This is a genomic window from Xanthomonas hortorum pv. pelargonii (assembly GCF_024499015.1).
GTDB lineage: Bacteria > Pseudomonadota > Gammaproteobacteria > Xanthomonadales > Xanthomonadaceae > Xanthomonas > Xanthomonas hortorum_B.
Window position 1 is genome coordinate 1302507 of sequence record NZ_CP098604.1, and the last position, 12724, is coordinate 1315230.

Here is a 12724-nt window from a genome sequence, read left to right on the forward strand (position 1 = left end):
CTGCCCGGGCACCTTACTTTATCGTGCGTGATCACCGCCATGGTCGCGGCGCACGTTCTGGCACACTGCCAACGATCCCATCCGGAGCATGTCGCATGATCGCTGTCGCACGCCGTCGTTTCCTTCCCTTGGCGTTGCTGTTGTCCAGCTCGCTGGCAGTTGCCGCCAATGCGCCCTTCGTTGCGCGCGACCTGATCGGCGATGGCGCCTTCACGCATAACGCCGAAGGCCCTGCGGCAGGACCGGACGGCGCGCTCTATGCAGTGAATCTGGGCAAGGACGGCACCATCGCGCGCATCGCCTTGCACGCCGATGGCAGCGCAACACCTGAGGTCTTTGTGACCTTGCCCGAAGGCAGCACCGGCAACGGCATCCGCTTCCGCGACGGCGCGATGTATGTGGCCGATTACACCGGCCACAAGATTCTGCAAGTGAACATGCAAACGCGCGCAGTGAGCACCTTCGCCGCGCTGCCCGATGCCGATGGCCCCAACGATCTGGCACTCGCACCCGATGGCAGCTTCTATGCAAGCGACCCGAACTGGAAGGACAACAGCGGGCGCCTGTGGCAGATCAGTCGCGAGGGCGTCGTGCAATTGCTGGAAGCCGGCATGACCACGCCCAACGGGCTGGACGTCAGCCCCGACGGCAAGCATCTCTACGTCAACGAAAGCATCTCGCGCAAAGTGTGGGTGTACGACCGCGTCGACGGCAGCCTACGCAACAAACGCCTGCTGATCGCGTTCCCCGACTTCGGCATGGACGGCATGCGCTGCGATGCCGACGGCAATCTCTACATCGGCCGCTACGATGCCGGGCAGATTGCGGTGGTCTCGCCGCAAGGCAAGCTGCTACGCACGGTCGTATTGAAAGGCCGCAAGGCCAGCAACGTCGCGTTCGGTGGCACCGATGGCAAGCAGGTGTTCGTCACCTTGCAGGATCGCGGCGCAATTGAAACGTTCAGATCCGATCGCCCGGGGCGCGAAACCGGACACTGAAACTGCTGCCCGCGTCGCACCGGTTCTCAGGCCGCGCAACAGCGTCCTGGCATCCTGCAGGTCACCTGTGGAGGACTCCCCCATGCAACCGATCGAACTCAAGGACGCAGCCGCGTTTGGCAACGAATTCCTGCGCCTGACCCTGCTGCAGGGCTTCCAGTCGCTGACCAAGCGCGATCTGGAATTGCTGATCTTCGTGCTGCTAGAACGCGACGGCGCCATCTCGCGCAATAGCTCCAACGCGATAGTCGCGCTGCACTTGCGGGTGACCTCGGCCAAGGTCAAGGCGCTGCGCCGCGACGGCTATGCGCGCTGGCGCTCGCTGGTGCCCGAAGAAGGCGACGCGGCGATGCAGCGCATCGTCGCCAACGTGCTCACCGAAGACAATCTGCGCTCCGGTGCCAAGCACGTCAGCGAACGCAGCCGCAAGGAAGGATTTCTGGCGGTGCGCATCGAACACCCGGATGATGCGCAGCAATTCGAGCAGGCCATTCTCGATGTCGGCGCCCTGCCGGTGTACGAGCGCAATCGCGAAGTGGTTGCGGTGCGTTTCGACACGCTGCTGAAGATCGCCGAACGTTGGGGTTATCTGCAGCCGGATCCACAGGCCACCGTGCGTGAACTGCAAAAGCTCACGCCCACCGCTGAAGAAGTGGGGGATCTGCTGAAGAAGGACATCGCGCAACTGCGGTGGGAAGACGTGCGGCGCGCACTCAACAGTCTCGGTGCCAAGGCCGTGGCCAGCACCGCCGAGGGCGGCTTGAAGGGTCTGTTGAAGATCGTGTTCCCGTTCATTCCTGGCTGAGCAGGACGCACAGTGGCGTGTCACCCGGTGGCGTGCGATTACCGTGGCGACACGCCATGCATCATGGCTCATCACCAACGCAGATCCTCGCAAGGGACGCCACACGTTCTAGACTTGCGGGCTGTTCCACATCAGGGGGATCTGATGACCATCACTACCCGCATCACCGTAGCGACCATCTTGCTGCTTGTGGGCAGCAACGCTTTCGCGCAACAAACGCCCACACCCGCCAGCAGCATGCCGCTGGTCGACGTTCCCAACGTCATTCGCACCCAGCCGCTGTCCAGCGGCGACGTCACCCACCAGACTCAGTTGGAGCGCCCACGCGGCGAATCCAGCGTGATCGTGCGTTCGATTCAACCCAGCAGCGTGGTCGGCAGCTATCGCATCGACTTTCAGGCGATGGATACCGATGGCGACAGCAGCATCAGCCGCGCCGAAGCGCAGGCCAACCCCGCGCTGGCCGACGAATTCGATGCGCTAGACACGCGCCATAGCGGCCACCTGACCCGCGAACAGCTCGCCGGCTGGTTGATCCAGTAGCCAAGAGCGACCAACAAAACCTGCCAAACGCCGTAGCGATAGCTGCAAGTGTTTGGCCACACGCGCCTTCGTTAACGACTGGTGTGATGTCGAAAATGGAAGTGGCCTTGTTCGGATCGAAAGGACCGATCGACCGCACCTCATCGAACGGCCGCAAAACGCACACTGCTCGCAACCAAGCCCACCGACCATCTCCACTGGTCCTTGCCCGCCCACCGTCGCGGGACCTTACGCGGCATGGATGCCGCGTAAGAGCCTACACGGACGTACTTGCGGCGTGTCCCGCGATGGTGGGCGGGCAAGGACCCCGCAGCCAGCCTGCAGATCAGTCGCTCTACACGTGCCAACACACCGGCGCTACGCCATCGCGCACCACGCTTCGTTTGTCATCGCATTCGCCTAGATGGACGTACCTGCAGCATGTCCCGCGATGCTGGGCGGGCAAGGACCTTGCAGCCAGGCCACAGATCAGTCGCTCTACACGAGCCAACACACCGGCGCTACGCCATCGCGCACCGCGCTTCGTTTGTCGTCGCATCTGCCTCTTGCAGCGCCCGCTTTGGTCGGCTAGATTGTATTTAACGGATACAATTTGGATGGATCGATGACCGCTCGCCTGGCACTTGCCGCAGACCTTGGCTACCAACTGCAACTGGCCGCATTGGCGTCCAGCCATGCCGCGCGCCAGGAGCTGGCAGAGCTGCAACTCACCCCGGCGCGCGTCACCGCGTTGATCCATATCCGCGACCAGCCTGGCTGCGACCAGACCGAACTCGGTAACCGCCTGCTGGTCAATCGCGCCGCCGGTATGAAGATCGCCAACCTCCTGGCCGAGCAAGGCCTGATCGAACGCCTGGCCGGTCGCGATCGGCGCAGCAAGGGCCTGTATCTCACGCCATCGGGCGAACGCACGCTTGCCATGGCGCAGGCCTGCCTGGCGCGCGCGGTCGAGCGCACCTGCAGCGATCTGCAGGCCTCCGAGCGACAAACACCGCTGCGCCTGCTGTGCAAATTAAACGCCAGCGCCGCACTGGAACGGGCCGGCGTGGCAGACACCGCGCTGACCGAAGAACTCTGATCCCCGCACCATTACGACTCCAAGGAGACGCCGCTTGAACGAGCATGACGTGGTATCGGTCCGCATCGAAAACCGCATTGCCTGGGTGAAGTTTGCACGCCCCGACAAGCGCAATGCGATGAGCCCGGCGCTCAATCGCCGCATGATGGATGTGCTGGACGAGCTGGAATTCGACGACAACGTCGGCGTACTGGTGCTCGGTGGCGAAGGCACCGCCTGGTCGGCCGGCATGGATCTGAAAGAGTATTTCCGCGAAACCGAAGCCCAGGGCCTGCGTGGCGTACGCCGCTCGCAGCGCGAATCCTACGGCTGGTTCCGCCGCCTGCGCTGGTACCAGAAGCCCACCATCGCCATGGTCAACGGCTGGTGTTTCGGCGGTGGTTTTGGCCCGCTGTTCGCCTGCGATCTGGCGATCGCCGCCGATGAAGCGCAGTTCGGCCTGTCGGAAATCAACTGGGGCATCCTGCCCGGCGGTGGCGTCACCAAGGTCGCGGTGGAATTGCTGTCCATGCGCGATGCGATGTGGATGACGCTGACCGGCGAAATGGTAGACGGCAAGAAGGCTGCCGAATGGCGCCTGGTCAACGAAAGCGTACCGCTGGAACGGCTGGAAACGCGCACCCGCGAAGTAGCCGAGCTGCTGCTCAAGAAAAACCCGGTCGCACTGAAATACGCAAAAGATGCAGTGCGCCGCGTCGGCACCATGACCTACGACGAAGCCGAAGATTATCTGGTGCGCATGCAGGAAGCGGCCAATTCGTTCGACAACAACGCCCGCAAGGAAGGCATCCGTCAGTTCATCGACGAGAAGAGCTACAAGCCCGGCCTGGGCGAATACGACCTCACTAAAAACGGCGCCTGAGTAACACCTACGGCGTCTGACGCGATGCGTGCAGCACACGCATCGCTGGCGCTGCCAGTGGTTTTTCGCACCGAGGAGGCAGTATGGAAGCCTTGTCCGCAACCCTGCGCGGGATCGCCGCGCGTGGGCCGTTGGGTCTGTTCATCGATGGTCAGTGGCGCGCCAGCACCGGCGATCGCCATGTCGATGTGATCGCGCCGCACACCGAAGAGCGGCTGCTGCGTTACACCGAACCCTCCTCTGCCGATACCGATGCAGCAGTCGCTGCTGCGCGTGCCGCGTTCGACACCGGCCCCTGGCCACAACTGTCGCCGCCCGAACGTGGCGTGGTGCTCAAGCGCGTTGCCGAACACCTGCGTGCACGCATGCCGGAACTGGCCGAGGCCTGGACCGGCCAGGTCGGCGCCACCATCGGCTTCAGCCGCCGCGCCTCGCAGCAAGCGCCCGGCCTGTTCGATTACTACGGCGACCTGATCGCCACCCATCCGTTCGTGGAGCCGCGTACACGCGCCAACGGTGGCCGCGTGCACGTCGTGCAGGAGCCGGTCGGCGTGGTCGCGGCGATCACGCCATGGAACGCCCCATTGGTGCTGCTCTGCTACAAGGTCGCCGCCGCATTGGCCGCCGGTTGCACGGTGGTGGCCAAGCCCTCCCCGGAAACACCGATCGATGTCTACATCCTGGCCGAATGCATCAGCGCCGCCGGTGTCCCCGATGGCGTGTTCAATCTGTTGCCGGCCGGTCGCGAGGTCGGCGAACAACTGATCGGTCATCCGCAGGTGGACAAGGTGAGCTTTACCGGTTCCACCCAGGCCGGCCGAGCGATCGGCGTTGCCTGTGCGCAGCGGTTAGCGCGGGTCGGGCTGGAACTGGGCGGCAAATCCGCAGCGATCGTGCTCGACGATGCCGATCTGACCAAGGTGCTGCCCAGCCTGGTGCCCTACTCCATGCCGATCACCGGCCAGGTGTGCTTTGCGCTCACCCGCGTGCTGGTGCCGGCGCAGCGGCGCGAAGAGATCCTGCAAGCCTATTGCGCGGCATTGAGTGCGCTCAAGCTCGGCGACCCGTTCGCCGCCGATACCGGCATGGGCCCGTTGGCGCTTGGCCGCCAGCTCGAGCGCGTGCAGTCCTACATCGCGCAAGGCAGCGCCGAGGGTGCGCGCCTGGTCATGGGTGGCGGTCGTCCGGCGCACTTGCCGCGCGGTTTCTTTATCGAGCCAACGGTATTTGCCGAGGTGACACCGGACATGACCATCGCTCGCGAAGAGATCTTCGGCCCGGTGGTCAGCTTTATCGATTATCACGACGACGCCGACCTGATCGCCAAGGTCAATGCCAGCGACTTCGGTCTGCACGGCACGGTCTACAGCGAAGATCCCGAGCGCGCGTATCGCATCGCACGCCGTGTGCGCAGCGGCAGCCATTGCATCAATGGCATGTGGGTGGATATCGAGATGCCATTCGGTGGGTTCAAGAATTCCGGTATCGGCCGCGAAGGCGGTATCGAAGGCCTGCACGCATTTCTTGAAACCAGGACCATTTATCTCAGTTAGAGCGTCCATCGACACAACGACGCGTCCGCTACATAAACGCTCGCTACGTTCTGTTGGCCACCTCTGTCAGCCACGTTCAACCTTCAGCTCTCAGCAGTCGCACTCACGCCAGTCACTCCCCAACTCCGCACTCCGGAAGACCGCGCCATGACCATGCCGACCGACTCGATCGCTTTTCACGCCCGTCTTGCGCCACACACGCTCGCCGCACGCGACCTGTTGCTCGGCGCGCAATGGACCTACGCCGAACTCGATGCGTTGATCGGCCGCTTCGCCGCGTTGCTGCAAGCGCGCGGCTGTGTGGATGGCGAACGCGTGGCGGTGCTGGCACGCAATTCGGTATGGCAGGTAGCGCTGCATTTCGCCTGCGGGCGGGTCGGCGCGATCTATGTGCCGCTCAACTGGCGATTGAGTGCGGGCGAGTTGGATGCCTTGTTACAACGCGCAGAACCTGGCCTGTTTTTAGGCGATGACGTCGCCGCCGGGCGCGCCGGTGTCGTGCCGCTGACCGACTTCATCGAAGAGGCCAACGAACTCGAACCCGCCGACACCGCGCCGATTCCGCCCGATCGCGTCAGCCTGATCCTGTTCACCTCAGGCACCTCCGGCCAGCCCAAAGGCGTGATGCTGAGCGAGCAGAATCTGCAGCAGGTGGCGCACAACTTCGGCGTCACCACCCGCGTGGATGCGACCAGCAGTTTTCTGTGCGAGGCGCCGATGTTCCATATCATCGGTCTGGTCACCAATGTGCGCCCGGTACTGGCCGTCGGCGGCTCGATCCAGGTGTCCAGCGGCTTCGAACCAAAACGTACCCTGGGCTGGCTGAGCGATCAATCGCTGGGAATCACGCATTACGTCGGCGTGCCGCAGATGATGCAGGCCTTCCGCAGCCAGCCCGGTTTCGATGCGGCCTCGCTGCGTCACCTGACCGCGCTGGTCAGCGGCGGCGCGCCACATGCCAGCGAGGATCTGCTCGGCTGGTTGGACGACGGCATCCCGATGGTGTGCGGTTTCGGCATGAGCGAGGCCGGCACGGTATTCGGCATGTCTGTGGACTGCGCGGTGATCCGCAACAAGCTCGGCGCGGTCGGCATTTCGACACCGGCGGTGCAAACGCGCGTGGTCGATGGCGATGGCAACGACTGCCCGGCCGGGGTCCCCGGCGAGCTGTTGTTGCGCGGGCCCAATCTCAGCCCCGGCTATTGGCGCGACCCACAGGCAAGCGCCGAAGCGCTCGATGAGCACGGCTGGTTCCGCAGCGGCGACATCGTGCAACGCGATGCGGATGGTTTTTTCTGGGTCGTCGACCGCAAGAAAGACATGTTCATTTCCGGCGGCGAGAACGTCTATCCGGCAGAAATCGAAGCCGTGCTTGCCGAGCATCCGCAAGTGCGTGAATGCGCGGTGGTGGGCATCGCCGACCAGCAGTGGGGCGAAGTTGGTTATCTGGCAATCGTGCCCACCGATGAGGCACCGGATCTGGACCAGATCCGCGCCTATCTGGTCGAACGCCTGGCCAAGTACAAGGTGCCCAAACACCTGCGCGTCGTCGAGACGCTGCCACGCACCGCGACCGGCAAGTTGCAGAAGGGGCGTTTGAAAGAGGCATTGGCGAATGAGGCGTGACATGCGTTGGGCGCGTGCTGCGCCCGGCCATCTTCAAGCCATCAATTCAGCGGCCGGATACGGACGACTTGGCCGCACACGACCTGGCCGCGCACAACAAAACGGGCAGCCTGGGCTACCCGTTGTTCGCTTGCATCAGGCACACACGGCAGTGATCGACAGCACGCATCAAGCCCTTACCACGGCCTCAGTCGATTACGCAGACGCGTCCAGCAGCATGTCGTCTTCGCCGATCTGCTCATCCACCCACACCGCGCCCTGCTCGGCCATCACCCCCAACTGGTGCTCCAGCTCGCGCATCAGCAAGCGCACGCCGGGCTTATGGATCGCTGCGCCATCGCGATAGATCACCCCGCCTGCGCGCGCCTGCGAGGGCTGCTGCAGCTGGAACGCGCGCAGCTCGCCACGTGCGATATCGCCTGCCACCATCATGCTCGGCATCACCGCAATGCTGTCGGTGCCGAGCAAAATCTCGCGGGTGAAACTGGCCGAGCTGGAACGCAACTGATCGCGCGTGGCCAGGCCGTGTTCGCGCATCACCTGAGCCACGTCGCGCTCCACATGCTGGCTCAACGTCGGCAACACCTGCCGATAGGCCGCGGCTTCGGCAATGCGCACCGGGCCGTTGGCGAACAAGGGGTGATCGCTGCGTGCAACCAAGGCGATCGGATCCTGGTACAGCACCTTGCGGATCAGCGCATCGTAACGGGCCAGCGGATACAGCCGGCCCACGACCAGGTCGATCTCGTTGCCGGCCAGCTTGGGCAGCAACTCGTCGGTGCGGCCGTGCAGCAGGCGCACCCGCAACGTTGGCTCGGCGCGGTACAACGCGGCCAGCACGGCCGGCAACAATCCGCTTGCCGCCACCGGCAATGCGCCCACGGTGATCGTGAGCGCATCGTCCTGCAGCAGACCCTCGAAGGTATCTTGCGCACGCCGTAGCTGGCCAAGAACGACATGCGCGGTCTGTACCAGCACCTCGCCCATCGCATTGGGGCGCACGCCGCGCGAATGGCGCTCGAACAACGGCGCGCCGACGATCTCTTCGATCTCCTGCAGGGCGCGCGTCAATGCGGGCTGGGTGACGTTCAATACGCGTGAGGCGCGCAACAGGCTTTTTTGCCGGTCCAGCGCCTCGATGACACGTAGATGCCGGACCTTGATGCGGTGTTCGAAGAACACAGAGGACATGGTCATGGGGAGGACCTTACGTTTGGGAAGTCGGGTGAAGCCGCGCTGCGGCACAGGGCCGACGCGTGCAGATCAGCGTGCATCGGGCACACGCCGCGTCTGCATGAAGTCTTCGAAAGATTCGCCGCGCATGATGGCGTAAACCTGCAGATTGGTCATGCGCACCACGCGTGCAAATTTCTCGATCGCAAAAAAATTGGCGCCATACTGCACCAGGCCGAGCCAGTCGCGCGCACGGATAAGCGCTTTTTCCTGATCGGTGAGCTCGGCTTCCTGCATCAGCATTTCGGCATCCTGCAAAAAACGATCGCGCCAAGGGGCGCGGATCATGTGCCAGAAGAAACGATTGATGCGCAGCGCGCGGTTGCTGGTGCGCAGATCGAACACGTAGGTGCCGCCGATCTGCTCCATGCCCTGTACTTGCGGATTCATCGTCAGGTCCTCATGCCGCATTCGCGGTGTGCGCGAGCAATTCTGCAGAGCGCAGCGCGCCGGCGGCTTCTTCGCCAGGCTCGTACAGCACCACGGTCATCGCAGTGGTGGTCATCAGGTAGTAGTTCTGATGCAGCTTGCGGATCGGCCCGTCCAGAGCACCACGCATCGCCAGCCACATGATCTGCTCCACGCTCTCGGCACCGCCCAGGCGCACGTAATCGGTATGGGTCAACTCGGTCAGCGTTTCCGGCGCATGCTGGAAACGATCCAGAAATTCCATGTCCCACTCGGTGTTGTTGAAGCCGGTACGCTCGCCATGGATCTGATGCGAGAGCCCGCCGGTGCCCACCACCACCACCTTGAGATCTTGCGGATAGGATTCGATCGCGCGGCGCACCGCCTGGCCCAGGCGGTAGCAGCGGCGCGCGGTCGGCAGCGGGTACTGCAGCACGTTGATGGCGATCGGCACCACCGTGCCCGGCCAGTCCGGCACGTGCGGCCACAGCAGCGGCAATGGCGCCGCGCAGCCGTGGTCGATGGGCTTGTCCTGGAACACGGTCAGGTCGAATTCGTCGTTGACCAGGCATTCGGCGATATGCGCCTGCAGCTGCACATCGCCGCGGATCGGCGGCAGATTGCGCAGTCCCGCACCTTCGTCGGCGACCGGAAAGCGCTCGCCGATGCCCAGTGCGAAGGTCGGGTACAGGTCGAAGAAGAAGGTCGTGCAATGGTCGTTGTAGAAGAACACCAGCACGTCGGCCTGTTGTTCGGCCAACCAGGCGGCCACAGGTGTGTAACCGTCGAACAGCGGCTTCCAGAGCGGATCCTGCTGCTTGCCCTTGTCGTAGGCCACCCCGATGGTGGGAACGTGCGAGGTCCCGATGCCGCCGATGATGCTTGCCATGTTGCACTCCTGCGACGCGGGCCGGCCGCTTCCGGGGCCAAACGCGCGTCATTGGTTGAGTCGGGATCAGCGACGCAATGGATCCCAAAGAAGGAAGGTCAACGACTCCGGACCGCCAAAACGGTATCCTTGGGATCCAAATTGCCATCAAGCGTTCTCATCCGCAAGGTTTTTATACAAGTAATTGCAAGTTTCCCCGCTCGAAGGAACGTGCGCTGCGGTACGGCGCGAGAGAATGGAGCCAATGGCGAACAACCACCGATTGCAAGCGGTCCAGCAACTACGCGAATTGATCCTGTGCGGCACCTTTGCCCCGGGCGAACGCATCACCGAAGCGGCCTTGGCCGAGCGTCTGGCCATTTCCCGCACCCCCATCCGGCAGGCATTGCCGGCGCTGTGCCAGGAGGGCCTGCTGGTACAGACGGGCAACCGCGGTTATGCGGTGCGGCGTTTCAGCCAGCAGGAGAGCCTGGACGCGCTGGCGGTCCGGGCGTTGATGGAAGGTATGGCCGCACGCGCCGTGGCCGAACAAGGCGCCTCGGCCGACCTGCTCGCCGCCCTGCATGCCTGCCTGGACGAGGGTGACCGCATCCTGGCCAAGCGCACCCTGGATGCCAGCGACGAGCTGGCCTACGGCGACATGAACGCGCGGTTCCACCGCATGATCGTGATGGCGGCCGACAAACCGATCCTGATTGAGACGGTGGACCGCTGCACGCTGGTACCGTTTGTCAGCCCCACCAACGTGGTGTTCGGGCAACGCTCGCCGACGCTGGCCTACGACGATCTGTATTACGGGCATCGGCAACATGGGGCGATCGTGTCGGCCATCGAGCAACGCGACGGCGCGCGCGCCGAACTGTTGTTCCGCGAGCATGCCAACACACAGCGGCACAGCATGGGGATTTAACTCTGCAGCTTGGTTGCGTTTTCAGCGCGGCCAAACCATGAAGGCAGCAGACGTCAACACTCACGTGTGCCAGCTCCCTTGCGTTGCGCAAGCGCACAGTGCGAGTCACGTCACCCCCGCGCTCCACGTCACGTGCATGCCGGCTTTGCGCCCGCATGCACGCCGTTCGGCCGCCCTACAACGAATGCACGTACATCAGGTTCACGCTGTTACCGGCGACCGAATTCTCCACGTCCAGCGGGATGTAAAGATTGAGGTTGAACAGGTTCTTTGCATCCACGCGCCATGACAGCCCGGGCCCCAGATACAGCTGCATGCGCTTGCTGTCCGCCACGCGCGCGCCATTGGTCCGGTTGTCTTTGAGCTGCTGCAGGAAATAGCCGTTCACACCCACGCGCAGTTGCTCGCTCACTTTCACCGAGCTGGCAAAGTTGACCCAGACCGCGTCGCCGGCCTGGCCATTGCGAAACCGGAAGCCCGGGATCGGCGGCACGCCACCGGCACGGTCGGTGCGGAAATTGTAGAGATAGTTGATGCGCGCACTGATTTCCCAGTTGTCGGTGGGCTGCACCGTGAATGCCCAGTGCGGTGCGATCGACCAAAAGCCGGTGCCCTGGTTGATGGCAATGTCGCGATCGAACTTGCCGACCGGTGCGAACAGATCCAGCGCAAAGCGCTGAAAGAAGAACACACGCCCGTCCCGCATGACAGGCGGCATCTGCAGCGCCGGACCGAACGAAATATCGCCCATGCCAAACCCATTGCTGCTCAATCGCACCGGGCTGTCGGCTGCGAACGAGGTGTCGTAGTTCACCAGCGGGATGATGGTGTTGAAACTCAGCGAACCGCGCCCCAGCGAATACGGGGTCACGTAGATCAACTGGGTCAGTAAAGCGCTGACCCCGACCTGCGGGTCGCGAAACGCAGGCGAGTTATCCCCGCGCGCATTCTTGATCGTGTTCAAGTCGTAGTAACGCAGGTATTCCAGCACCGTCCAGCCCGGCGTGGTGGAGCCGAAGCCATCCATGAAACTGGTGCCGCCCAGGTTGATGCCCTGCGGCATGGCCACTGTGTCGGGCGCTGCCTGCGCGAGGACGACCGCCGGTGCCAGCGTGCCAAGCAAGAGGGCCAGCCTGCCCGCATGCTGGCGGCGCGACCGGGACGATGAAGGACGACGACCAACAGACAAGCGTGCGCGTTCCACTAGGCGATTCTCCGATAAGGATGGGCGATTGAGGCAACGCGACAGGGGGGAGGAGCAGTGGTGCGATGCCACCCGGGTTCGCCGGGGGCACCGTTGAACAGCGGTGGTGGGTGTCTAGTGCGCTTCCACGCGCACCAGCAATGCGCCGAGGCGTTGTTTGAACAGCCAGTGGTCGTCCTGGCGCACCAGCACATCGTCGAACGTGCCAATCAATGCCGGCGCCTGTGCGGTCCACGGCGGCGGCGCGGTGGCCTGTGGTGCGCTGTACAGCACCACGTAGCTGTGTGCATGGGCCAATGCGTCTGAGTGCACGCTGACCAGGGTATTGAGCATGAGATGGCAGGTACTGCGCGGCGCCCGTGCACGGAATGCCTCGCGGATCGCCTCGCGCCCATGCACGGGCGCGTCTGGTGCGCTAGGCCTTGCAAAGACGCCATCTGCGGTGAACAACGCAGCCAGTGCGTCATGTTCATGGCGATCGTTGTACAAGGCGAACCGGCGGATCAGCTGTTCGCAAGCAACGATGATCGAAGCGTCTGGGGACACGCGGTGGCCTCACTGGCAATGGGTGATAAGTGGCGGGCGACGCTGAGGTCAGCCAACGTGCATTCGTGA

General features: G+C 63.6%; 13 protein-coding genes. 8 read left to right on the forward strand and 5 right to left on the reverse strand.

Annotated features, from left to right (window positions below; translation table 11 throughout):
• The first annotated feature begins 95 nt into the window (after positions 1-95).
• The 7 genes from NDY25_RS05845 (at position 96) to NDY25_RS05875 (ending at position 7465) form a co-directional block, all read left to right on the forward strand.
• Complete coding sequence (locus NDY25_RS05845; RefSeq protein ID WP_168957019.1) at positions 96-998, forward strand: SMP-30/gluconolactonase/LRE family protein; 903 nt, start codon at positions 96-98, stop codon at positions 996-998.
• An 82-nt stretch (positions 999-1080) separates the two neighbouring features.
• Positions 1081-1803 (forward strand): hypothetical protein, encoded by a 723-nt coding sequence (locus NDY25_RS05850; RefSeq protein ID WP_168957020.1) that lies wholly within the window; start codon positions 1081-1083, stop codon positions 1801-1803.
• A 144-nt stretch (positions 1804-1947) separates the two neighbouring features.
• Positions 1948-2346, forward strand: coding sequence for an EF-hand domain-containing protein (locus tag NDY25_RS05855; RefSeq protein ID WP_168957021.1), 399 nt, complete (start codon positions 1948-1950; stop codon positions 2344-2346).
• Positions 2347-2950: 604 nt separating this feature from the next.
• On the forward strand, positions 2951-3424 hold the full coding sequence (locus tag NDY25_RS05860) for a MarR family winged helix-turn-helix transcriptional regulator (protein WP_256627836.1): 474 nt from the start codon (positions 2951-2953) through the stop codon (positions 3422-3424).
• A 34-nt stretch (positions 3425-3458) separates the two neighbouring features.
• On the forward strand, positions 3459-4286 hold the full coding sequence (locus NDY25_RS05865; protein ID WP_168957022.1) for a p-hydroxycinnamoyl CoA hydratase/lyase: 828 nt from the start codon (positions 3459-3461) through the stop codon (positions 4284-4286).
• An 83-nt stretch (positions 4287-4369) separates the two neighbouring features.
• A complete protein-coding gene (locus NDY25_RS05870; protein WP_168957023.1) occupies positions 4370-5839 on the forward strand; it encodes an aldehyde dehydrogenase in 1470 nt (489 codons plus the stop codon).
• 147 nt (positions 5840-5986) lie between these two features.
• A complete protein-coding gene (locus NDY25_RS05875) occupies positions 5987-7465 on the forward strand; it encodes an AMP-binding protein (RefSeq protein ID WP_168957024.1) in 1479 nt (492 codons plus the stop codon).
• A gap of 195 nt (positions 7466-7660) precedes the next feature.
• On the opposite strand, the gene NDY25_RS05880 is transcribed toward NDY25_RS05875, so the two are convergent.
• The 3 genes from NDY25_RS05880 to NDY25_RS05890 form a co-directional block, all read right to left on the reverse strand.
• A complete protein-coding gene (locus tag NDY25_RS05880; protein ID WP_043888995.1) occupies positions 7661-8662 on the reverse strand; it encodes a LysR substrate-binding domain-containing protein in 1002 nt (333 codons plus the stop codon).
• Positions 8663-8728: 66 nt separating this feature from the next.
• Positions 8729-9088: a protocatechuate 3,4-dioxygenase gene (locus tag NDY25_RS05885; RefSeq protein ID WP_168957025.1), complete on the reverse strand. Its 360-nt coding sequence runs from the start codon at positions 9086-9088 to the stop codon at positions 8729-8731.
• Between the two features lie 10 nt (positions 9089-9098).
• Positions 9099-9995 (reverse strand): gallate dioxygenase, encoded by an 897-nt coding sequence (locus NDY25_RS05890; protein ID WP_168957026.1) that lies wholly within the window; start codon positions 9993-9995, stop codon positions 9099-9101.
• Between the two features lie 235 nt (positions 9996-10230).
• On the opposite strand from NDY25_RS05890, the gene NDY25_RS05895 reads away from it, so the two are divergent.
• Positions 10231-10905, forward strand: coding sequence for a GntR family transcriptional regulator (locus NDY25_RS05895; RefSeq protein WP_168957027.1), 675 nt, complete (start codon positions 10231-10233; stop codon positions 10903-10905).
• A gap of 175 nt (positions 10906-11080) precedes the next feature.
• Here NDY25_RS05895 and NDY25_RS05900 read toward each other — a convergent pair whose 3' ends face one another.
• Positions 11081-12109 carry a SphA family protein gene (locus NDY25_RS05900; RefSeq protein WP_043907453.1) on the reverse strand — a complete coding sequence of 343 codons (1029 nt, stop codon included), beginning with the start codon at positions 12107-12109 and terminating at the stop codon, positions 11081-11083.
• A 114-nt stretch (positions 12110-12223) separates the two neighbouring features.
• Positions 12224-12655 carry a nuclear transport factor 2 family protein gene (locus tag NDY25_RS05905; protein ID WP_168957028.1) on the reverse strand — a complete coding sequence of 144 codons (432 nt, stop codon included), beginning with the start codon at positions 12653-12655 and terminating at the stop codon, positions 12224-12226.
• Between the last annotated feature and the right edge of the window lie 69 nt (positions 12656-12724).

Coding starts and splice junctions, on each gene's coding strand:
- NDY25_RS05845 (WP_168957019.1), top strand. CDS start 96: ATGATCGCTGTCGCACGCCGTCGTTTCCTTCCCTTGGCGTTGCTGTTG.
- NDY25_RS05850 (WP_168957020.1), top strand. CDS start 1,081: ATGCAACCGATCGAACTCAAGGACGCAGCCGCGTTTGGCAACGAATTC.
- NDY25_RS05855 (WP_168957021.1), top strand. CDS start 1,948: ATGACCATCACTACCCGCATCACCGTAGCGACCATCTTGCTGCTTGTG.
- NDY25_RS05860 (WP_256627836.1), top strand. CDS start 2,951: ATGACCGCTCGCCTGGCACTTGCCGCAGACCTTGGCTACCAACTGCAA.
- NDY25_RS05870 (WP_168957023.1), top strand. CDS start 4,370: ATGGAAGCCTTGTCCGCAACCCTGCGCGGGATCGCCGCGCGTGGGCCG.
- NDY25_RS05875 (WP_168957024.1), top strand. CDS start 5,987: ATGACCATGCCGACCGACTCGATCGCTTTTCACGCCCGTCTTGCGCCA.
- NDY25_RS05880 (WP_043888995.1), bottom strand. CDS start 8,662: ATGACCATGTCCTCTGTGTTCTTCGAACACCGCATCAAGGTCCGGCAT.
- NDY25_RS05885 (WP_168957025.1), bottom strand. CDS start 9,088: ATGAATCCGCAAGTACAGGGCATGGAGCAGATCGGCGGCACCTACGTG.
- NDY25_RS05890 (WP_168957026.1), bottom strand. CDS start 9,995: ATGGCAAGCATCATCGGCGGCATCGGGACCTCGCACGTTCCCACCATC.
- NDY25_RS05895 (WP_168957027.1), top strand. CDS start 10,231: ATGGAGCCAATGGCGAACAACCACCGATTGCAAGCGGTCCAGCAACTA.